Below are 19861 nucleotides of genomic sequence, written 5' to 3'. Positions count from 1 at the left end.
GGGTAAGAGGTCACATGACAAGTGTCAAACAATTGAGGAGCCGTGTGCAGGGAAACTTGCAAGCACGGTTTTGTAGGAGAGGGTGGGGGAGCGATTCCCTACTCGACTCCACCAAATTATCAGATGACTGTATGTTTATTACTTTCACTGATAAGTTGAAATCTGGTAAGTTTTCTCTGTATTGTAATAAAGATACAAGAGAAGATTTATTGAGGTTAAAAATTAATCGGGTGAGAATAGTTAGACGTGCAGATGGCTATTATTGTCAATTTTGTATAGACGCTAATAGAAAAGAACCAGGAAATTATACTGGTGATGTTATAGGTATTGATTTAGGATTAAAATATTTCTACAAAGACCAAAAAGATAATGCTGTTGTTTATCCTCAATATTTAAGGAAGTCAGAGAAAAAATTAAAACGTCGGCAACGACAATTAAGTAAGAAGTTTGTGAAGGGCAAAAAACCTCAATCAAACAATTACCACAAAGCCAGAAAAAGACTAGGCAAGTGCCATTTGAAGGTAAGTAGGCAGCGTAAAGACTGGAGCATTAAGCAAGCCCGGTGCGTAGTAGCATCTAACGATGTTGTCGTCTATGAAGATCTAAAGATACAAAACATGGTCAAAAATCATCATTTGGCAAAGTCAATATCTGATGCAGCGTGGTATCAATTCACTCAATGGCTAGAATATTATGGAAAAATTTGGGACAAAGCGGTTGTCTCCGTAAATCCCAAATTCACTTCTCAAGATTGTTCTAATTGTGGGCATAGAGTTAAGAAAACTTTATCAACTCGTACTCATGTTTGCCCCAGTTGTAATGCTGAAATATGTCGTGATACAAACGCAGCACGAAACATCTTGAGCCGTGGATTAGAAATAATAGGTATTGAGTGGAATCAAGGTACTGAAGGGCATTCAGAAACCTCCTAGTAATAGGGAATGCTTTGGGAGACAACAGTCTCTGCTAATGATGGGCAACTTAATTTAGTAAGCTGTGTCGATGAGCAAAGAATCACTTTTTGTGAGAATCCCCGTGCCTGATAGCCGGGGAGTATGTCAACATTAAAGAAAATCATAGGATTTTAACCCTAAATCATACAGATATAAAATCACATTATGTCTATCCCAATTATGCTGGAATTATTATTTATCTATACGAGCGTTATTGGGAAAATTTTGCTCATTGTATTCATAAAGTTATTAGCGGATTTGAGATATTTAAGGGAGAGTTAATTCGTGTCAATAATATTTTTTCATAGATTAAAATTATAGTAAATTACCCCCACAGCAAAAATTTATTCTATGATTAGTGGTTGACGAACTTTTCAGTTCGGAAAATGCTACCTAATATTTACTTGTTATTTTACAAATTAAGTAAATTATTTCAAAAAGGATAAATTAGAATGAACTACATTGAACACCCTGTTGGGGAATTAGTAGTTACTCAGCGCAATTATGATGGCTATATTAATGCAACTAAATTAGCGAGAGCATATAAAAAGAAAACAGGAAAGTACAGAAATCCTAATAGCTGGTTTGAAAAGAATAGAACAACTGAATACATAGAGCTTTTATCGAATAAAACTAAGCTAGAGGTTTATGAGCTTGTGGAAAAAACAGGAGAAGGTAAACATCAAGAAGTTTGGATTCATCCTAAGCTTGCTGTTTCTTTTGCTATGTGGCTCTCACCTGAAATTGAAATGATGGTGTCTGAGTGGATCGAGCAATGGCCTTTCACAGGTCAAAAACCTGCTACTCAAGAACCTATAAATTTGCATCCTTACCAACGTGTTTGGTACGAACGCTTAAAGTTATTTGAACAGAAAACTGAACTACCAAAAAGTACATGGTGTGTTTTTGAAGAAATTGGTAAATTAATGAGGAAATTGGAATCTAAAAATGTTCCTTTACATGATAAAGCAACTATTGACATTTCAGTAGGTCTGACTTGGTGTTATTGGCTAAGACAGAACGGATATGAAACAGATTTTGAACAGTATATTCACCATTATCCAGATAAAAGAGGTGAACAGCTTGCTAATATTTATCCCTATGAATTACTCGGAAAATTTCATCAGTGGTTAGAAGAAACTTACATCCCAGAAAAATTTCCTGAATATGTCAGAAAATTTGTTACTCCAGAAGAATGCAAGTTAATTTCAGAAGCTATTGGTTATGAAGTTAAGCCAGTTTTCAAAAGACTTAAAACAAAGGTTTAATTTCACAAATAGTGAATGTTTATGTTTGCTTCATTTGCCCTCAGGTGGAATAGATATTTTGGTTTTATCTTAATTATAAAATTCTTTTGAGATTAGGATTTACAAGTTCTACAGACTTAAATAATTCTACTTATTACTATAGTAATTTTGTCTGCTAGCAGTGTACTTGAGTGATATGAAACTCCCTATAATAGCCCATATTTTACGAAACAATCAATCAGAACAAGCATTTTCAATGATATAAATTAAAATTCCAAACAGAGATTCCAAATTCCCAATAAAATGCTCTCCTGCTTCAATCTCAATTTGATTTTTTATCAACCTTCAAAACTTCCAATTACTTCCTGTCGTAACAATTCCATAAATACAAGAAATTTGATTTTTTTTCTGTCGATAACCGATAATTTTTAATTAGGGTTTGCTGATTAAATATCGCGCGTATTGACTGGTATTGGTTTGAGGTAATTTATGTCTGGAAAAAGTATGAGCTTTTGAGCAAGTGCAGGTTAAAAAAGTGGTAAGCATTCAGCTATTAGCATTTCCTACGGAATGCTCCGCAAACAGCTATCAGCTTTTTAAAGAGTCAAGCAAAGACTAAGGTTAGCTGACAGAAACATTTCATTTCCTGCGGAATGCTACGCAAACATAACTTTTAATTCTCCTTGACGACTAATTCCTTCTTCCAAGATAATGAGTTAATAATTCATAGCTGATAGCTGATAGCTGACGGCTGAATGCTTACAAAAAGTGAGCATTTTCGGCTTTTGCTACCCGAAAAATCACTCTTACTATTATTTGGGCCACTGACTCTGTAATTCCCATTTCTTCTACTTCCTTTTTCCCCTCCAGGGAGGGGGAGGGGCGAGGGGTGGGTTCCTACTCCCTACAAAGAGCAAAAAGACTTTCCATACACAAACCCTACTTAATTAGTATGCAAAAAAGTTTAAGTCAGGCAATACTATTAGCCCAATTTTTAGCCCATTCCAAAGTCTGCTTCACCTGTTGCATATCGGCAGCTTCACAATAAAGTCGCAAAACAGGTTCAGTACCACTAAACCGAATCAATAACCAACGACCATCAGCTAACCGCAACTTATACCCATCTATAGTCAAACAATCAACCACTTTTTGTCCAGCAACCTCTGTCAAAGGATAATTTTGTAACTGCTCCAACAAACGCGATCGCACCTCCATATTAGGCAAAGGTAAATCTATCCTGTCATAAACAGAACTAAAACCTGTTTTTTCTTGGAGCTTCCCGTAAATTGCACTTAAATCTTCACCAGACATTACCACTGCTTCTAACAAATAGAGTGCTGATAATAAAGCATCCCTTTCCGGAATATGAGTACCATAACCAATACCCCCAGACTCTTCTCCACCCACAAGCACCTGAGTTGACAACATCCGGTCGGCAATATATTTATAACCAATGGGAGTTTCAAAAATTGGCATATTATATAATTGTGCCACCTTGGGAAATAAATCGGAACCACTAATAGTTTTTACAACTTCCCCACTAAACCCATGCCTAGTTGTTAGATGTTCTATCAGAATAGGAATTAAAATTTGGGAACTGAGAAAATTACCCTCACCATCCACAGCAGCAATGCGATCGCTATCTCCATCAAACACTAATCCAATTGATAAATTTCCCTTATTTGCTGCTCGATAACTTTTCATTTCTTTAAAAAGTTTACTCAAATAGCGAGGCAAAGGTTCAGGGGCACCACCATCAAATAAAGGATCGCGATTACCATTAACCTCTTGAATTTCTACTCCCAATATCTTTTGCAACCCTCCAGCCGCAGCACCGTGCATTACATCTGCAAAAACTTTTAATTTTCCCTCATTAATAGCAGACTTAATGTTGTTAATATCTACCATTTTTTGTAGAGTTTCACAATAACTCGGCCAAGGATTAAAAGTTTCTATTTTGTTCCCCTGAACCGGATTTTTTTCTACTTCAACTGTTAATAATTCTTCTATTTGTTGTGTAATTTCTGGAGGAACTGACCCACCAAAAGCACCCTTTACTTTTAACCCTAAATATTTTCCTGGATTATGACTAGCAGTCATAACAATTGCCCCAAGAGCTTGTTTTTCAAATGCTGCCCAACTAAAAGCAGGAGTAGGAGCATAAGTTTCTGTTAACAGCACATCAAACCCTACATTTTGAACAGCTTCAGCAGCAACTTGGGCAAATTCTTCGGCCATAAACCTACGATCATAGCCAACAATTACTGTTTTACTATTATTCGTAGAACCAGCATAATTTTTCTCTAAAATTCGCGCTGCGATTGGAGCTACTAAAGAAACCCGTTCAAAAGTAAAATCATCAGCTATAACACCGCGCCAGCCATCTGTTCCAAATTTTATTGGTTTAGCCATACCATAAATCTCTTTAATATATAGATTTGTTTGTTTAATTATAGCAATCACCGAATCAGATGTGAGAATTGAGGTGTTCCTTTAAAGCATAGAATATAGCAGTTCTTTTATTCTTATTTCTTCGTTTTTTCCCTATTCCCTCCATACCTAAAACAAAAGTCTCCAATATCTCACAACTAAAATCATATTGCTATATTTGCTTTAACTCTCAGCTTTTTACCCTACTTTTCTATACATAATTATTGTCGAAAATAAGAGGGAAATAAGAAAAGTTGCTTCCTTATTCCCTGGGCATTCAGTTACCAATGGATAATTGATAATTAATAATTAATCCACAAAAGTTTAGAGCCTCTCATGAGTAAGGAGAAAGAAGAAATCAGATTTCCTTATATTCAATTCAGTAAAGGTTTTAACCAGAGGTAATTATCCATTATTCATTATTCATTATCCATTAATGAATAGCCATTAAAAAAATGCAGGTTGATGGCGAATTAAGCTCAAGTATTCCTCTCTAAGTTTCTGATCTTCTTCAAATAAACCAAGCATAGCGCTGGTAACAGTCCAAGAACCAGGCTTTTGTACTCCTCGCATTACCATAGACGTATGAGTAGCTTCTATGACAACTGCAACACCTTTTGGTTCTAAAACTTGTTGAATTGCCTCAGCAATTTGACGGTTGAGTCGCTCCTGAACTTGCAATCTACGGGAATACATTTCCACAATCCGAGCTAGTTTACTAAGACCTACTACTTTTTGATTGGGAATATAAGCTACATGAGCTTTTCCCATAAATGGTAACATATGATGTTCACAAAGACTAAAAAGATTGATATCTCTAACTAGAACCATTTCGTTATGACCGATACTATTTTGCTAACAATTGTTAACAATGCACAGCAAGATTAAAACTTACTGAGGGGGTATCTCCCAATGTGGTAGAAAATTTCTCTACCACGATGCATGATCAAGATTCCACGCGGGACCTTTAAGTCGCGTTCGAGGCGAAAACCATCATTACCACTCACAACTTTTTTGCCACCTAAATTGTTGAGGATTTCACCAGTCCAGCTAACGGTTTTGCGCTTTGTAGGCTTCACTTACATCTACAACGAATTTGTTGTATTCAACAGCTTTATGCTTTAAGAAAAGTTCAAACCTATAGTGTGCCCAGTTCAACATTTGTCTAACTGATTTACTTCTGAGCTTTCTGCTAGTATGAATTGTCATCTGAGAAACTTCATGCATTTGGAAGCAGATTTAAGTCACTAAAAATCATCTTTCTTATCCATCTTGTGGATTTAATCAAAAAAATTAACTGGAGACAGAGACAAGAGATTCATCCGTAGAAAAATCAATCTTTTATTAATGGGGTAATAATTTGTGACTTTTGACTTCCACGAAGCGGTTGACCAGAAGACAAAATCAATTTCAGTTTTTAAGTTTCCAAAAATACTCCTATGGAACGGAACTTTTGATAACGTTGTTTTCGGCGTTCCTTACTGCTTATCTTAGTTAATTCTTCTATATTACTAACTATGGCCTTTTTGAGATTTTCTGCTGCCTGTAATGGGTTAGCATGAGCGCCACCATTTGGTTCTGGGATGACACTATCTATAATCCCTATATTTTTTAAATCCCAAGAGGTTATTTTCAAAGCATCTGCTGCTTGAGAAGCTTTACCAGCATCTTTCCATAGAATTGCTGCACAAGCTTCAGGACTAGCAACTGTATATACAGAATGTTCTAACATGAGTAAGCGATCGCCCACTCCAATTCCTAAGGCCCCACCTGAACCACCTTCTCCAATCACTGTACAAATTATTGGTACATCCAGATGAAACATTGCTCGTAGGTTGTAAGCGATCGCTTCTCCTTGTCCCAATTTTTCGGCTTCTATACCTGGCCATGCACCAGGAGTATCGATAAATGTCAATATTGGCATTCCAAAGTTATTGCCATGTTCCATCAATCTGATTGCTTTGCGATACCCTCCTGCTGAGGCCATACCGAAATTACGGGCTACATTATCTTTGGTATCTCGTCCTTTTTGATGACCAATAATTATAATTGGCTTTCCATCTATTCTGGCCAAGCCCCCTACTATTGCTGGATCGTCACTACCACCGCGATCGCCATGTAACTCTATCCACTCATCACAAATAGCTTGGATATAATCAAGAGTGCTTGGTCGCCTTGGGTGGCGAGCCAACTGTAGCCTCTGTACGGGGGAAAGACCATTAAAAATTTCTTGACGTAGTTGAGTTGCTTTAGCTTCTAGTTGGCTAATTTGCTCAGAGACATCTACACTACTACAGTCTTTAGCTAGTTCGCGAATCTGATTTATACGGTTTTCTAATTCTGCTAGAGGCTTTTCAAAATCTAGGAGAATTTTACGTTCTGATTTGGGCACACCGAGTTTCTATTTTAGGTTCCACATTAACATTGTTAAGTTTACCACAGTTCATCAGTAGACATCTCCAAAAATTCTCAAGCAATTACTTTAGGGCTTGCTGATTTAATTTTAAAGCATTGACTGATATTGGTTTTAGCCTTTTTAGGTCTGAAATACCTTAGTTTTCAGCTCTTCATGGTCATGCATGGAGCGCATAGTTGGGCAAAAAAAAATATTCCCCTACTCCCCTACTCCCCTACTCCTTAAAAAAGACTTTTTCAGCAAGCCCTACTGTAACTATCTTTCAAGGAGCGATCGCCTAATCATCCAGATAGTCATTTTTTACCAGAAAATTGGGTTTAAAGCCTCGCCCATAAGCGGGCGACTTTTTAGTAGTTGATTTTATTTCAAGAAATATGTTATCATATTGTTAGTTTAAGAGTCAAATTATGAAAGCTAGATTTAAGTATCGTATCTATCCAACACCGGGACAAAAATACCGATTAGCAAAGCTATTTGGTTGTGTCCGTGTGGCGAGTGAATGATAGTCTAGCTTGTTGCCTGTGAAAAGTATAAATTAGGAGAGAAGAAACCCAATAATTCTCAATTACAAAAACAGTTTATCACTCAATCAAAAAACACTGAAGACAGAGAATGGTTATCAGAAGTTTCTGCTATACCATTGCAGCAATCTTTGAATGATTTAAACCAGGCTTATCAAAATTTTTTCAAATCGACTAAAGGTGAGAGAAAAGGCAGACCTATTAAACCTCCAGATTGCTTCGTTCCTCGCAACGCTCCGCGATTTAAAAGTAGAAAATCAAAGCAAACTGCTAGGTTTACATGCATGAGGGTTTAAAGTTGGTCAACACAAAGTTCCTAGCAACGCTAAGATTGGAAAGCTGAAAATTGTATCGCCTGTGAGAATTACCTGCTGCTCCATCATCAGTAACAGTAATCAAAGATTCAGCTCATAGATATTTCTTGAGTTTTGTAGTAGAAATACAACCAGAAATCTTACTGAGAACTGATAATTCAGTAGGCATAGATTTAGGTATTAAAACTTTTGCGACATTTAGCAATGGTACAAAGGTTGATGCTCCTAAGCCACTGAAGAAACGAATTAAGAAATTAAGAAAGGTAAAGTTTGTCACTATCTCATAAAACTAAAGGATCTAAAAGGTATGAAAAAGCACGGGTTAGAGTAGCTAAATTCCATGCAAAGCTGAAAGATACGCTTGACAGATTTTCTACATAAATTATCTACTAAAATAATTCGTGAAAACCAAACAGTTGTTTTAGAAGTATGACAATGTATCTGGTATGATTAAAAACCGCAACCCACCCCCATCCCCTCCCGGGAGGGGAGCAAGAGGGGTGGGTATCAGATTTAGGATGGAGAACCCATACGGACTTTTTTAGATGGAATTGCAGAAAAATATGGTCGCGATTTCAGAGTAATTAGTCGCCCTTGAACCTACATCTCAAATTTGCTCAAATTGTGGCTTTAAAGGTGGCAAGCTAGACCTTAAGGTGCGAGAATGGGAGTGTCTCAACTGCGGTGCAAAACATGATAGAGATGAGAATGCAGCGATAAATATATTAGTCGCTCCTTGGGCATTCGGAGACAAAAAAGCGCACCGAACCCGCGCCGCCGAAAGGCGCAAGGGAACGCGGAGCAAGAAACGGACGTGGAGGCAAGTGTAAGACTACCGCCAAGGTAGCAGCAGCCTGTGAGACGTCAACCCGCCGAGGAGTTACGGCTCGGTAGGAATCCCCGTGCCTAACAGCCGGGGAGGATGTCAAATACTTTATAGTTTTAGAGATAGTTACTGTTAATTATTTACCATATTTATCCATTTTTTTTGTTATCTTATTTTCTACATATATTAGAGTTCATTCTAACATTAATGCTCCTATATCTGAGTCATTAGTATATAGTTTTTACAAATTTTTCATTACAATTATACCTTAATTTTTATTTTGGAGATGTCTATTTAAAATCATGGCTTTTACTACTTTCCCTGCCCTGACTTTCTCTGTCTTTTTTTCTTCTATTAATTCGTTAATTTTCTCAACTATTCCTATTTCATCAATTATTCCAGCTACGTAAGCATTCAGCTATTAGCAGTCAGCACTTCCCTACGGTATGCTACGCAAACAGCAATGAAAATGAACCTATAATAACTCAAGTTAGCTGATGCTTTTTCTTTGTACCGGGACTGCGAAACGAGAAGCCCACACTAAGCTGACGCTATAGTGTGGGAGTATGTCACTAAAACTCGGACTCGTTGAGCAGAAATACTTAATAGAGAAGCTGCTTCAGTAGTGCCAACAAAAATCACATGGTTGGGTCGATGGAGGCTATTAAACCTCGCACCTCCCATTTAGATCCGGACGTGCCCATTTCTGTGCATCCGGCTCCCGACAATCTGTACTCCATATCGGATATGGGTATCATTGCTTCATGTGAATGTATTGATGACAGCTACGATGGACAGCTACTAGATTTTCTTTATTCCAGTTGTCGTGATTTCCGTCCACATGATGTAGTTCGACTCTTTCATCTTCTGTGAAACTAAGTCCACAGTGTTCACATTTATGGTTTTGCCTTTGCAAAGCTTTTGATGTTGCGCCATCATAGAGTTTGGAGTTTCTTTTGCTCCAGTATGCGATGTCACCATCGAATGGAGATTTGTTACCTTTGACCATGATGTGGTCGTTTTCTTTCCAACCTGGGTTGGGGAAGGCTTTCTTTATCAGTTCATCTGCTTTATATCTGTTCATCTTTTTCTCTTTATTAAACACTTTGAATGCTCTGTGATTCATGTGCCATAGTGAGAACCTACTTCCATCTAGTTTGCAAAATTTATGATAGTTTCTCCATCCTCTAATTATTGGTGCGAGTTTCTTGGTTTTTGCTCTGGCTCCAAATGCTGAGGAGTTGATTATGGCTTTGGCTTTCTCCCTGAAAGCTTTGAAGTTTTCCTCTGAGGGCACACTTCTGAACTTGTGGTTGTTAGTCTGTACATAAAAGTGCCATCCTAGAAAGTCAAATCCATCTGTCGCTTTAACTAGCCTGGTCTTACTTGGCTTGATCTCTAGTCCCCTTTCCTGTAGGAATCTTGAGACTTTTTCCTCGATACATTCTTTCTCCTTTTTGATGACTTGTCCAAGTTTTCTTTGATGCCATTTCTTGGTTGGGTCTGGAGTGAATCCGGGGTCGATTATGAATACTAAGTCGTCGGCATATCTTATGCAATACGCGGGATTTTTATTCCCTATGTCTAGCGATTCGATTCCATTGAGTGATATATTGGCTAACAGAGGTGATATAATTCCTCCTTGTGGGACTCCTTGTTCAGTNATAATTTATGCAGAAAATCTGTCCTAGTATCTTTGAGTTTGGCATGAAGTTTAGCTACTCTCAATCTAGCTTTTTCATATCGTTTAGACCCAAAGGTTTTTTTTGATAATGATTTACTTAACTTTCGTTAGCGCAGCTCCTCTGTTAGCGCAGCTCCTCCGGAGGAGGCAAGAGGCTACTTTTTAATCCGTTTTTTCAATGGTTTAGGAGCGTCAACCTTCGTACCATCGCTAAATGTAGCAAAAGTTTTTATGCCTAAGTCTATCCCCACTGAATTATCAGTATGAGGCAAGGTTTTAGCACAAGTTTCTACTACAAAACTTAAGAAATATCTATTAGCTGAGTCCTTGATAATAGTTACTGATGATGGAGGAGCAGGTAACTTTCACGGGCGAAACTATCTTGAGTTTTCCAATCTTAGCTAAATAAACTTTATGTTGACCAACTTTAAAACCTCCCCTTGTAAATCTAGCAGTTGCGCATGACTTTCTAATGCATGAATTTAGGAGGTTTAACAGGCTTACCTTTTCTCTGGCCTTTTATTGATTTAAAAAAGTTTTGATAACCTTGGTTTAAATCATTCAAAGATTGCTGCAATGGTATGTTAGAAACTTCTTTAAGCCACTCTCTATCTTCAGTCTTTTTTGCTTGAGTAATAAAGAGTTTTTGTAGTTCAGAATTAGTGGGTTGATTTTTTCCTAGTTTGTATTTTTCACAGGCAGCAAGCTAGACTATCATTCCAAACAACACGTTCACGAAGTGTTGCGCCAGCAAACACAACCAAATAGCTTTGCTAATCGATGCTTTTGTCCCGGTGTTGGATATATACGATACTTAAATCTAGCTTTCATAGTCTGATATTTAAATTAATAGTATTGTAACATATTTATTGAAACATTTAGCAACTAAAAAGTCGCCCTTGAAAGGCGAGGCTTGAGACCCAATTTTTCGGTCAATGACCTAAAAATGGCTAGAACCCTTGGTAATTGAGGATTTATGCCTTTTTGATGTAAAAGACTCTTCCTGTCTATATTTGAGCCTATTTTCTACTTCTATTTTGTGTAAGTTCCATTAGGAAAATTAGTGCGAGCATCTTGCTCGCGTTATGAATCATCATAATTACAACTGATAACTGAAATGACCCAATGTCCTAACTATAGTGGCAACTTTTATAAACCCAAAAGAAAAAGACAAACCAAAAAAATTTTTTCCCTATTTCTCCTTTCTTCAAGTCTAGCAAAGTCAAAAATAAAACAGCCTGTATCCAACTACAAGCTGTTAAAAATTACCTCAAAATAATCTCTCAGTTTATAGCATAAGCAAGAAGGAAAAATCTGGCTTTTCTGAGTTTTAAGCTTGTGATATTTTCTCACCTTATCCTGCTACTACTATGTAGAGAAATTTATCTAATTTTTTTCTTCATTAGTGATAGCTATAACCAGCAAAATATATAAACCAAGCATGACAAAATTATTCAACTCAGAACTAATTAAGATTTTATCTTTTGCTATCGGTTTTCTATCTTTTGCCATAACCTATAACTATTTAACTGTAACTTTAGCTCCTGCTTCTTCTAATTGCTTCTTAATATCTTCAGCAGCTTCCTTAGCAATACCTTCTTTAATTGGCTTAGGTACAGATTCTACCAACTCTTTTGCTTCTTTCAGACCTAAACCTGTAATGGCACGAACCACTTTAAGAATAGCAATTTTCTTATCTGAAGGAAACTCTTCAAGAATTGCATCAAATTCTGTCTGTTCTTCAACTTCTTCAGCAGGAGCAGCAGCTCCTCCAGCACCAGGCATACCCATAGGCATCATCATGCCACCAGCAGGAGCAGCAGCACTAACACCAAAAGCTTCTTCTATTTGTGAAACTAATTCAGATGCTTCAAGCAAAGAAAGAGACTTAAGTTGTTCTAGAATTTCATCGGTTTTTGCAGACATTAGTAATCTCCTATTTTTTGTTAGTTTGTAGTTATTTTTTTGCTAGAACTTTGACTTTTTATGACCTTTAATATAGTTAAATTACTGGAATTATTCTCATAATAAAACTGATAGGATATTAGTCAAAAATTCATGTTGTTTGTGTTAGGCACCATCGCCTTGTTGTTCTTTTTCTGAGATTGCTTTAATAGCTCTATTTACAGAAGCTGGAACCTCATTAATACCAGTTGCAAGCTGGGTAGGTACAGCATTTAGACCAACAGCCAACTTAGTCGCTATACTGTTGAGAGCACCAGCCACTTTAGCAAGCAACTCTTCCTTAGATGGTAGATCGGCGATCGCTTTAACCTGGTCTTGATCCAGCAGTCGCCCTTCCATCACACCACCCTTAAATTCTGTTTTTTTGGTGGTTTTTTGGAATTCTTGGTACGCTTTGATAGCACCGCCGATATCATCTTTCAGGAATAGGAAAGCATTAGATCCGGCCAACAACTGTTCCATAGGTTGCCAGTTGGCATCTTCTTTAACTGCTAATCCTATCAGAGTATTTTTAGCTACAGTGCAAGAGCTACCAGTAGGCAGTAGTCGTCTACGCAGATCTGTAATTTCTGCCACGGATAGTCCGTGATAATCAATTACAAGTGCAAGCTGACTTTCACTCAAGTTTTGCTTGATGTCTGCCAACATCTCTTGTTTTTGTTCCTTCGTTTTGCCCATATTTATAGCAGTACAAAAATAGATTAGGACGTTTATAAATCCTCAAACTGAGTCAGGTATTACTTCTGACTTCTGACTTGCGCGTAGCGCTACATCACCTGCTGTACAATACCTACACAATTCCGGCACTCACTAGATAAAATCTCATAATGCCAGTCAGAGATGTTTGCTTCTTGCTTCAACCTGGGAGGTCGCCCTCTTCCAGTTCACAAGCGTAAATTCGGGTACAGCCTACCCTACTTAACAAACCAAAAACCCTGGCGGACTATACTATCTGCCAGGGCAAAGAATTATGAATCCAAAACAAATAATTTATTAGAGATTTCTAAAAAAATCCCTTATACCTGTTTTTGAATTGTTAATCCTTGAACCTCGGCAGGAAATTAAGCTATTAGCACCTGCTGTCTTCAGCTCTTTAATTTTGATTTTTTTAGCTTGAGAAATCTTAATTTAACTAGCTATCAGCCATCAGCTTTATTGCTGTGACGTTCTCCTGCATCAAATCAAAGATTATGATGTAGGCTTCCCCACCTCACGGACGCGGGCTTTCTGTTTCAAAGGGAGTGCAACCACGCGAGCCCTCCACAGACATAGACGATGAGACCCACCGCCTTTTGTACTAAACAATTCTGTACTCCGATACGTTCCCTCAAGAGTTTTACCTTTTCACGGGTTGACGCTTAACTTCACCAATTGAACCCCATACTCGCTATTTGTTTTCTATGTGGTGTTATCAGGTGCGTATTACCGCTACTCCTGATATAATCACTAATAACACAAAAAAGTACACAATGCAAGAAACTAAGTGGACGCTACGCGGTTTATTTGTTGGTCGGCAATTCCCCTCCCGTTAACATTCGTATAACGGGAGACCCCTTGCCGACGTCAAAGTTGGGTAAAAATACCTGGTTTTCAATCTGCTGGATGGCCGTCATACGAATTAAAATCTCCTTTCTGTTTCTGAATGCTCCGCAAACGAAGGCATCTCAAAAAAAATCGGCTGAAACCTGACCGCTTACTTAATTTAGATTAACCTTCTTCTGCTAATTTTAGATCCCGCAGGGCGCTAACTTCAATTTGAATTGATGGTCCCATTGTTGCTGATACAAATATACTACGCCAATAGCGACCTTTTGCACCAGAAGGACGGTTGCGGTCAATACAATCTTGTAAAGCCTTTAAATTGATCAGTAAATCTTCTGCAGAAAAAGAAGCCTTACCAAACATAACATGAACTATACCTGTCCGGTCAGCTCTAAATTCTAACTTACCTGCCTTAAATTCGTCAATAGCTTGTGCCAGATTGACAGTTACAGTACCGCCTTTAGGAGATGGCATCAAACCTCTCGGTCCTAGTAAACGTCCTAGTTTGGCTACTTTAGGCATCACATCAGGTGTAGCGATCAACGTATCAAAATCCATCATCCCTTTGCTAATTTCTTCAATTAGCTCCTCTGAACCAGCTAAGTCTGCTCCTGCGGCCAGAGCTTCGTTAACTTTTTCACCTTTGGCAATTACTGCAATTCGGACTGTTTGGCCAGTTCCTTTGGGTAGAGCTACTGTAGTTCGTAGCTGTTGATCTGTATACTTCGGGTCGATCCCTAAGCGAATATGAGCTTCTGCTGCTTCTGGGAATTTTGCTGTAGCTGTTTCTTTTAAAAGTTGAAGTGCCTCGTTAGGTTCATAAGGTCGCTCTTCTACTTTTTTTCTCAGTTCTTGTAATCTACGAGAGACTTTTTTTGGCATTTTATTCTCCTGGGGTACTTAGCGAAGCTCTGCTTCTCCCCCTAATATCAATTTACTTTTGCTTCTATTTCTACTTGAGAATGTAGATATTTTGGTACTGGATTAATTAATCGAATCAATCAGCGATCGTAATACCCATATTTCTCGCTGTGCCTGCTACAATTTTCATCGCAGCTTCAATGTCATTGGCATTGAGGTCCGGCATTTTTGTTTGGGCTATTTCTTGCAATTGAGCTTGTGTAATTGAGCCTACCTTTGTACGATTTGGTTCACTTGAACCACGTTCTACACCTGCTGCTTTTTTAATTAAGACTGCTGCAGGAGGGGTTTTCAGAACAAAAGTAAAACTACGGTCTTCATAAACCGAGATTTCTACTGGAACTACTGTACCAGCTTGGTCTGCAGTTTTGGCGTTATACTCTTTACAAAACGCCATAATATTCACACCATGCTGACCTAAAGCAGGACCTATAGGCGGAGAAGGGTTAGCCTTTCCCGCCGTAATAGCCAACTTGATCAGCGCCACAACTTTTTTTGCCATTATTTATGCTTTTCTACCTGATTAAATTCTAATTCTACTGGCGTATCTCGTCCAAAAATGGATAATAGCGCTTTCAATTTACCTCTTTCTGGACTTACTTCAATTACATCACCTTCAAACTCTTTAAATGGCCCTGAGAGAACTACAATATGATCTCCTTCTGCCACTGTTACCTTGAGCATTGGCTCTTGCTCTTGAGCTCGTTTAAAGACTCTTTCTACTTCTGAAGGACTCAGTGGTAACGGCTTAACATGACCACGACCTCTTCCATAGCGACGCTTTTGTTCAGCCCCTACAAAGTTAATCACATGTGGGGTACTTTTGACAACCTGCCATGCTTCGTCATCAATTGTCCATTTTTTTTGTTCCTCTTGCCAATTTAGCCTCATTTGTACTAATACATAGCCAGGAAAAACTTTTTCATCACTATGTTGGCGACTGCCATCTTTACGAAGCTTAACTGCGGGTATATGAGGTATTTCTATTTTAAATATTTTATCTGTAACATCAAGAGTTTGAATACGCTGGGTTAAATTAGTCTTAACTCGTTTTTCGCAACCAGAGGCAACTTGTACTGCATACCACCTTAATTCTCCTTTGAGAAACTCTCTGGATTTTTCTTCTGCTTGGTTTGATTGCGTTGTATCTTGTGTTTCTTCTGGATATAATGTCATCCAAACACCACCCCAGCTGCCCAACTAAAAAACTCATCTACTAGATAAATGATTGTTGCCGATAGAATAACCATTAACAGTACAGCAACGGACTCACTAATGAGCTGCTCTCTGCTTGGCCATACTACTTTATCTAGTTCTTCTTTTGTTTCTTTGAAAAAAGCTAGAAGTTGGAAACTTTCCTTGTTTTCTTGTACTCTAGCTTCCTCTTTTTTGGCCACAATAAATTATCTCCCTAAGTTGTGACGTTCTCCCTAGTTAAGCTAACGCTATAACCAGGGCTTCCCTCCCTAACGGAAAAGGGCTTCTTGCTTCCCAGGTTGAGCATCCTCTTAATTTCCACAGGCAGTTAACGATGAAACCCACCGCCGTTTTCTACTGTCCAGCTCTGTACTCACCTAGCCTACCGATACTATTTTGCTAACTAAAGCTAACAATGCACTCCGAAAGACAATTTCTCAGAGAGGGCGTATCTACCAAAGCACGGAGAAAAATTCCCCGTGCGCCATTTAAGTCTCGATCCATCTTTAAACCATTACTTCCTTTGATAACTTTTCGACCACCTAAATTGGGAATGATTTCTCCAGTCCACGAAATGGTTTTGCTCGTGTATGCCTCATTCACTTCTATTACCATTTTTCCGGCTTCAATAGCTTTATGCTTCAAGAAACATTCAAAACGGTAATGAGACCATGACAGCATTTGTCTTACAGATTTTGCTCTTATCTTGCGTGAAGATTTGAGAACCATCTGAGAAACTTCATGCATTGGGCAGCAAAATCACATCGAAATTATCCACTAAAAATCTGGCTACTTTATGATGTAATTCATCAACTAAATGGCGGATTTTTAAACGGATTCGATTCGCTGCTTTTCTCATTCGCTGTTTCTTTTTCGACTTGGCTTTTGTCGAACGAGAAATCAAATCATCTAGGTGATAGCACAAGCGCTGAATCCTTCCGATATCCTCAGAACCAATCCAGCCATAACTATCTTCCGAAAAGAATGTGAGGAAGTTTCGGACTCCGGGGTCGAGGGCCACCACACTACCTTGATTCTCGGTTTTTTCGGGTCGCTCTTCTATTGACAGACAAAGATAATAACATCCTTGATGAACGACTATTCGACAATCTCCGTGTTCTTTGGGAAGATTTTCGGCATAGTTTATCTGTCCTAAAATTGTCCGATATATTCCAATTTCAGTCACCGCAGAACTTGGAATGTAACAAGATTGAACGGGTTTCTTCCTCGACCTAAATTTGACATGAGTGGATTTCTCCCGTATCTTTGTACTTTTTCTTGGCTTCCCTCACTGCAATACAAGCATCTCGAATGGCTATGGATTTGATTTGAAACGGAATGGACTTTGACCAATCCGGTAAACTCTTTAAGATTCCTCCTTTAATCTTCTTCCAATTGGCTTTTGTTCCTTCCTGTTGCAAATATTCCACTGTTTTGTTATAAACAAAACGAGCCGTTCCTATCCACTGCCTAACTTTTCTTCTCTGTTCTGCATTGAGATAAATCCTGATCTTTTTTGATTTTGTCACCGTACTTTCGCAATCCGTGGAGGCGACAAGAGAAGAGGTGGATGATGGCGAGTATATCTTGCACGAGTTCTGATTCGGGACAATGTTCAGATTGGTCGAGAACCACGATTTTTCCACCGTTTTGTTCGACCATGTATTCGATAAGTTCAAATCCGAATCGGGTGAGTCGGTCGCGACAGGCAACAACAATTTCGAGCTGATCTCCTTGCATAAGTCTGTCCAATAAGGAACGCAAACCAATCCTATTGAAGTTGAGTCCGCTTCCGATGTCTCGGATGATTTCTGCTTTTGGGTAGAGGGATTGCATATAGGCGACTTGTCTTTGCAGGTCGTCTTTTTGTTTGTTGCTGCTGACTCGGCAGTAGCAAACAAGGGCAGACTGAGTTGCTCCCATAATATAGGATTCGACGTTGAAGAGTCTTTGCCCTGCTTTCGTCTTGATTGTCTCGATTTGCCCTTGGTCTGCATATCGCCTCAATGTGTTTGGGTGCAGTCCTAATTTTTCGACTGCTTTTCTTAATGGCACGTATGGCATATTGCCATGTTAGCATCAATGAGCCTTAGTGAGCAATAGTTAACAAATATTATGCTGTTGTTTAACCTTCAAGACTTTACCGACAAATCGGAAATTACTAGGACTTCACCAGTTGAACCTCAGAACTTGAGTTTTCTCGGTTCTGCAATCAGGTGTGTATTACAGCTACTGCTGTACAATACCTATACAATTCCAGCAAAACTCCGTAAAACCTGACCCACCCCTCTAGCTCCCCTCCCAGGAGGGGATGGGGGTGGGTGATGTTTGCTTCTTGCTTCAACCTGGGAGGCCGATCTCTTCAAGTCCACAAGCGTAAATTCGGGTACAGCCTACCCTATTTTATTGATACTAGCAATCAGCTCCTGATGAGGTTAATTATAGCATAATTCTTGTTACTTTACTGTAGAGATAAGTTTTTTTGCAGGTAACAGCCCGCCTTCCCGTTAAATCAGAGATTATAAAAGCAGGCCCAGAGTTACATTTTAGCTAGAGCTTCGAGAAGCCTCACACCATAATTGAAAACTTGGTGTGAGATGAATCGACGGTAAATTAATGGGACTCGATGTCCCATTAATTTACAAATTTTATGCTATGATAGACTCAAGCTGGTTTGAGTTAACAACCGCCAGTGATGAACCATGAAAATCAAATAAGATTAGGGGTTAATACCCAGAAATCCTAGTAATTTGTTGGGAATGTAAAATCTTATTGTGGCGCTAGGTGAGCAGCTTTTTTATTTGCAAAAAGGGCGGCGGGGCATTCCGTCCTTAAAGCTCGTGGAGTCTCACGCAATGGCAGGACTATGAAGCGAGAAGCCCACGCTATACCTTTGGGGTTAGCGTGGGAGTATGTCACTTGGGTAGAAATTTTTATATCTACAATATCAAAAAGTAACTTTATTAATTTTAAGGATTAAGCGCGCCCTGGAGGACTCGAACCCCCGACATCAGGTTTTGGAGACCTGCGTTCTACCAACTGAACTAAGAGCGCATAGTTGAGGTCTTGGATTAAACCTTAATGACCTCTTCTTAGTTTAGTATAACATAACTTTTCATCAAGTTTCAAATAATTTGTTAAACCATCGTGACGTTCTCCCACATTCATTCAAGTTGGAAACTATAAAGGACGATCGAATCTTTGTTTAACACGGGTGGCCTTACCAATACGCTTTCTCAAGTAGTAGAGTTTAGCTCTACGCACTTTACCTCGACGGATTAATTTTATACTAGCAATCCTAGGAGAATGAAGCAAAAATACCCTTTCTACTCCTACACCTTGGAAAACACGGCGAACTGTAATAGTTTCATTGATACCTCCATTGCGCATGGAAATTACAGTACCTTCGTAGGGCTGGACTCTTTCTTTTCCTCCTTCTATAATTTTGACCCCTACTTTGACAGTGTCACCTACATAGATTTGAGGTAATTTCTTTTTCGAGCCTTGTTTGAGGTTTTCTATTTCCTCGGTTTCAATTGAGCGAATTATTTCTTGGGCTGTCATAATATTCTTTAAAACTCACAATCAATAAGTATATATCAATGATTATGAGCAAAGCAAGCACTAATATCATGTCCGGTTGAATAATTAGACAATGGTTGTCCGAAGGCAGGAGGCATCCCCCCTACCCCCCTTTGAAAGCTATCCCTTATAAGGAACTCCTCAGAAATGGGGACACGGAGACGGGGAGACACGGGGACACGGAGAGCAGGGGAGAAGGGGAGCAGGAGAGAAGGGAGAAATAGTCATAGCATCTAAATAAAATTACTTAATTTATCAAAATT

22 protein-coding genes, 1 tRNA gene, 4 pseudogenes and 1 other annotated feature are annotated in these 19861 nt (G+C 38.7%); of the genes and pseudogenes, 5 read left to right on the top strand and 22 right to left on the bottom strand.

The window, feature by feature from the left end:
• Together F6K54_RS02450 and F6K54_RS02445 are read left to right on the top strand one after the other, a co-directional pair.
• Window positions 1-932 (top strand): transposase (locus tag F6K54_RS02450; protein WP_366558031.1); only part of this gene is annotated, 932 nt, incomplete at its 5' end.
• A gap of 473 nt (window positions 933-1405) precedes the next feature.
• A complete protein-coding gene (locus F6K54_RS02445; protein WP_293073966.1) occupies window positions 1406-2221 on the top strand; it encodes a KilA-N domain-containing protein in 816 nt (271 codons plus the stop codon).
• 948 nt (window positions 2222-3169) lie between these two features.
• On the opposite strand, the gene F6K54_RS02440 is transcribed toward F6K54_RS02445, so the two are convergent.
• From F6K54_RS02440 to F6K54_RS02425, 4 genes and pseudogenes are all read right to left on the bottom strand, one after another.
• Window positions 3170-4612: a phosphoglucomutase/phosphomannomutase family protein gene (locus F6K54_RS02440; RefSeq protein WP_293073963.1), complete on the bottom strand. Its 1443-nt coding sequence runs from the start codon at window positions 4610-4612 to the stop codon at window positions 3170-3172.
• Window positions 4613-5077: 465 nt separating this feature from the next.
• A pseudogene (folE, locus tag F6K54_RS02435) lies at window positions 5078-5473 on the bottom strand (GTP cyclohydrolase I FolE); the annotation flags it as partial.
• Window positions 5474-5514: 41 nt separating this feature from the next.
• Complete coding sequence (locus tag F6K54_RS02430) at window positions 5515-5709, bottom strand: hypothetical protein (RefSeq protein ID WP_293073960.1); 195 nt, start codon at window positions 5707-5709, stop codon at window positions 5515-5517.
• A 338-nt stretch (window positions 5710-6047) separates the two neighbouring features.
• A complete protein-coding gene (locus F6K54_RS02425) occupies window positions 6048-7022 on the bottom strand; it encodes an acetyl-CoA carboxylase carboxyltransferase subunit alpha (protein WP_293073957.1) in 975 nt (324 codons plus the stop codon).
• Between the two features lie 431 nt (window positions 7023-7453).
• On the opposite strand from F6K54_RS02425, the gene F6K54_RS02420 reads away from it, so the two are divergent.
• The 3 genes from F6K54_RS02420 to F6K54_RS02410 all read left to right on the top strand — a co-directional run bounded on the left by F6K54_RS02420 (window position 7454) and on the right by F6K54_RS02410 (window position 8711).
• Window positions 7454-7549, top strand: a complete 96-nt coding sequence (locus tag F6K54_RS02420) for a helix-turn-helix domain-containing protein (RefSeq protein WP_202223267.1) — start codon at window positions 7454-7456, stop codon at window positions 7547-7549.
• A gap of 439 nt (window positions 7550-7988) precedes the next feature.
• Complete coding sequence (locus F6K54_RS02415; RefSeq protein WP_293073954.1) at window positions 7989-8168, top strand: transposase; 180 nt, start codon at window positions 7989-7991, stop codon at window positions 8166-8168.
• A gap of 369 nt (window positions 8169-8537) precedes the next feature.
• Window positions 8538-8711 (top strand): zinc ribbon domain-containing protein, encoded by a 174-nt coding sequence (locus F6K54_RS02410; RefSeq protein WP_293073952.1) that lies wholly within the window; start codon window positions 8538-8540, stop codon window positions 8709-8711.
• Between the two features lie 288 nt (window positions 8712-8999).
• Here F6K54_RS02410 and F6K54_RS02405 read toward each other — a convergent pair.
• From F6K54_RS02405 to rplS, 18 genes and pseudogenes are all read right to left on the bottom strand, one after another.
• A pseudogene (locus tag F6K54_RS02405) lies at window positions 9000-9125 on the bottom strand (DUF4277 domain-containing protein); the annotation flags it as partial.
• Window positions 9126-9461: 336 nt separating this feature from the next.
• Window positions 9462-9791, bottom strand: a complete 330-nt coding sequence (locus tag F6K54_RS42610) for an HNH endonuclease (protein WP_366558030.1) — start codon at window positions 9789-9791, stop codon at window positions 9462-9464.
• A 9-nt stretch (window positions 9792-9800) separates the two neighbouring features.
• Window positions 9801-10319: pseudogene (locus F6K54_RS42605) on the bottom strand (group II intron maturase-specific domain-containing protein); the annotation flags it as partial.
• Between the two features lie 5 nt (window positions 10320-10324).
• A pseudogene (locus F6K54_RS42600) lies at window positions 10325-10642 on the bottom strand (transposase).
• Between the two features lie 481 nt (window positions 10643-11123).
• On the bottom strand, window positions 11124-11222 hold the full coding sequence (locus tag F6K54_RS02390) for a helix-turn-helix domain-containing protein (protein ID WP_293073949.1): 99 nt from the start codon (window positions 11220-11222) through the stop codon (window positions 11124-11126).
• A 555-nt stretch (window positions 11223-11777) separates the two neighbouring features.
• Window positions 11778-11903, bottom strand: coding sequence for a hypothetical protein (locus F6K54_RS02385; protein ID WP_293073946.1), 126 nt, complete (start codon window positions 11901-11903; stop codon window positions 11778-11780).
• A 9-nt stretch (window positions 11904-11912) separates the two neighbouring features.
• On the bottom strand, window positions 11913-12317 hold the full coding sequence (gene rplL, locus F6K54_RS02380) for a 50S ribosomal protein L7/L12 (protein WP_293073943.1): 405 nt from the start codon (window positions 12315-12317) through the stop codon (window positions 11913-11915).
• A 144-nt stretch (window positions 12318-12461) separates the two neighbouring features.
• On the bottom strand, window positions 12462-13034 hold the full coding sequence (gene rplJ, locus F6K54_RS02375) for a 50S ribosomal protein L10 (RefSeq protein ID WP_293073940.1): 573 nt from the start codon (window positions 13032-13034) through the stop codon (window positions 12462-12464).
• A gap of 240 nt (window positions 13035-13274) precedes the next feature.
• Window positions 13275-13463 (bottom strand) — a sequence feature (ribosomal protein L10 leader region).
• Window positions 13464-14063: 600 nt separating this feature from the next.
• Entirely contained in the window at window positions 14064-14780 is a 717-nt protein-coding gene (gene rplA, locus F6K54_RS02370; protein WP_293073937.1) for a 50S ribosomal protein L1, read from the bottom strand.
• Window positions 14781-14895: 115 nt separating this feature from the next.
• On the bottom strand, window positions 14896-15321 hold the full coding sequence (gene rplK, locus F6K54_RS02365) for a 50S ribosomal protein L11 (RefSeq protein ID WP_293060681.1): 426 nt from the start codon (window positions 15319-15321) through the stop codon (window positions 14896-14898).
• Window positions 15321-15995: a transcription termination/antitermination protein NusG gene (nusG, locus tag F6K54_RS02360; RefSeq protein ID WP_293073935.1), complete on the bottom strand. Its 675-nt coding sequence runs from the start codon at window positions 15993-15995 to the stop codon at window positions 15321-15323. Before nusG ends, rplK begins: the two co-directional genes overlap by 1 nt.
• Window positions 15992-16216 carry a preprotein translocase subunit SecE gene (secE, locus tag F6K54_RS02355; RefSeq protein WP_293073933.1) on the bottom strand — a complete coding sequence of 75 codons (225 nt, stop codon included), beginning with the start codon at window positions 16214-16216 and terminating at the stop codon, window positions 15992-15994. The genes nusG and secE overlap by 4 nt, the downstream gene beginning before the upstream one ends.
• Window positions 16217-16415: 199 nt before the next feature.
• On the bottom strand, window positions 16416-16697 hold the full coding sequence (locus F6K54_RS42595; protein WP_366558029.1) for a zinc ribbon domain-containing protein: 282 nt from the start codon (window positions 16695-16697) through the stop codon (window positions 16416-16418).
• Window positions 16698-16755: 58 nt separating this feature from the next.
• Complete coding sequence (locus F6K54_RS42590; protein ID WP_366558028.1) at window positions 16756-17202, bottom strand: transposase; 447 nt, start codon at window positions 17200-17202, stop codon at window positions 16756-16758.
• A gap of 46 nt (window positions 17203-17248) precedes the next feature.
• Window positions 17249-17545 carry a helix-turn-helix domain-containing protein gene (locus F6K54_RS42585; RefSeq protein WP_366558027.1) on the bottom strand — a complete coding sequence of 99 codons (297 nt, stop codon included), beginning with the start codon at window positions 17543-17545 and terminating at the stop codon, window positions 17249-17251.
• Entirely contained in the window at window positions 17487-18080 is a 594-nt protein-coding gene (locus F6K54_RS02345; RefSeq protein WP_293073930.1) for an IS607 family transposase, read from the bottom strand. The genes F6K54_RS42585 and F6K54_RS02345 overlap by 59 nt, the downstream gene beginning before the upstream one ends.
• 917 nt (window positions 18081-18997) lie before the next feature.
• Window positions 18998-19070, bottom strand: a tRNA-Trp gene (locus F6K54_RS02340).
• Window positions 19071-19196: 126 nt separating this feature from the next.
• Window positions 19197-19580: a 50S ribosomal protein L19 gene (gene rplS, locus F6K54_RS02335; RefSeq protein WP_293073927.1), complete on the bottom strand. Its 384-nt coding sequence runs from the start codon at window positions 19578-19580 to the stop codon at window positions 19197-19199.
• Between the last annotated feature and the right edge of the window lie 281 nt (window positions 19581-19861).

The organism is Okeania sp. SIO3B5 (assembly GCF_010692555.1).
Lineage (GTDB): Bacteria > Cyanobacteriota > Cyanobacteriia > Cyanobacteriales > Microcoleaceae > Okeania.
The sequence above is the reverse complement of the archived record's forward strand: the minus strand, read 5'-3'. Positions and strand labels throughout refer to the sequence as shown.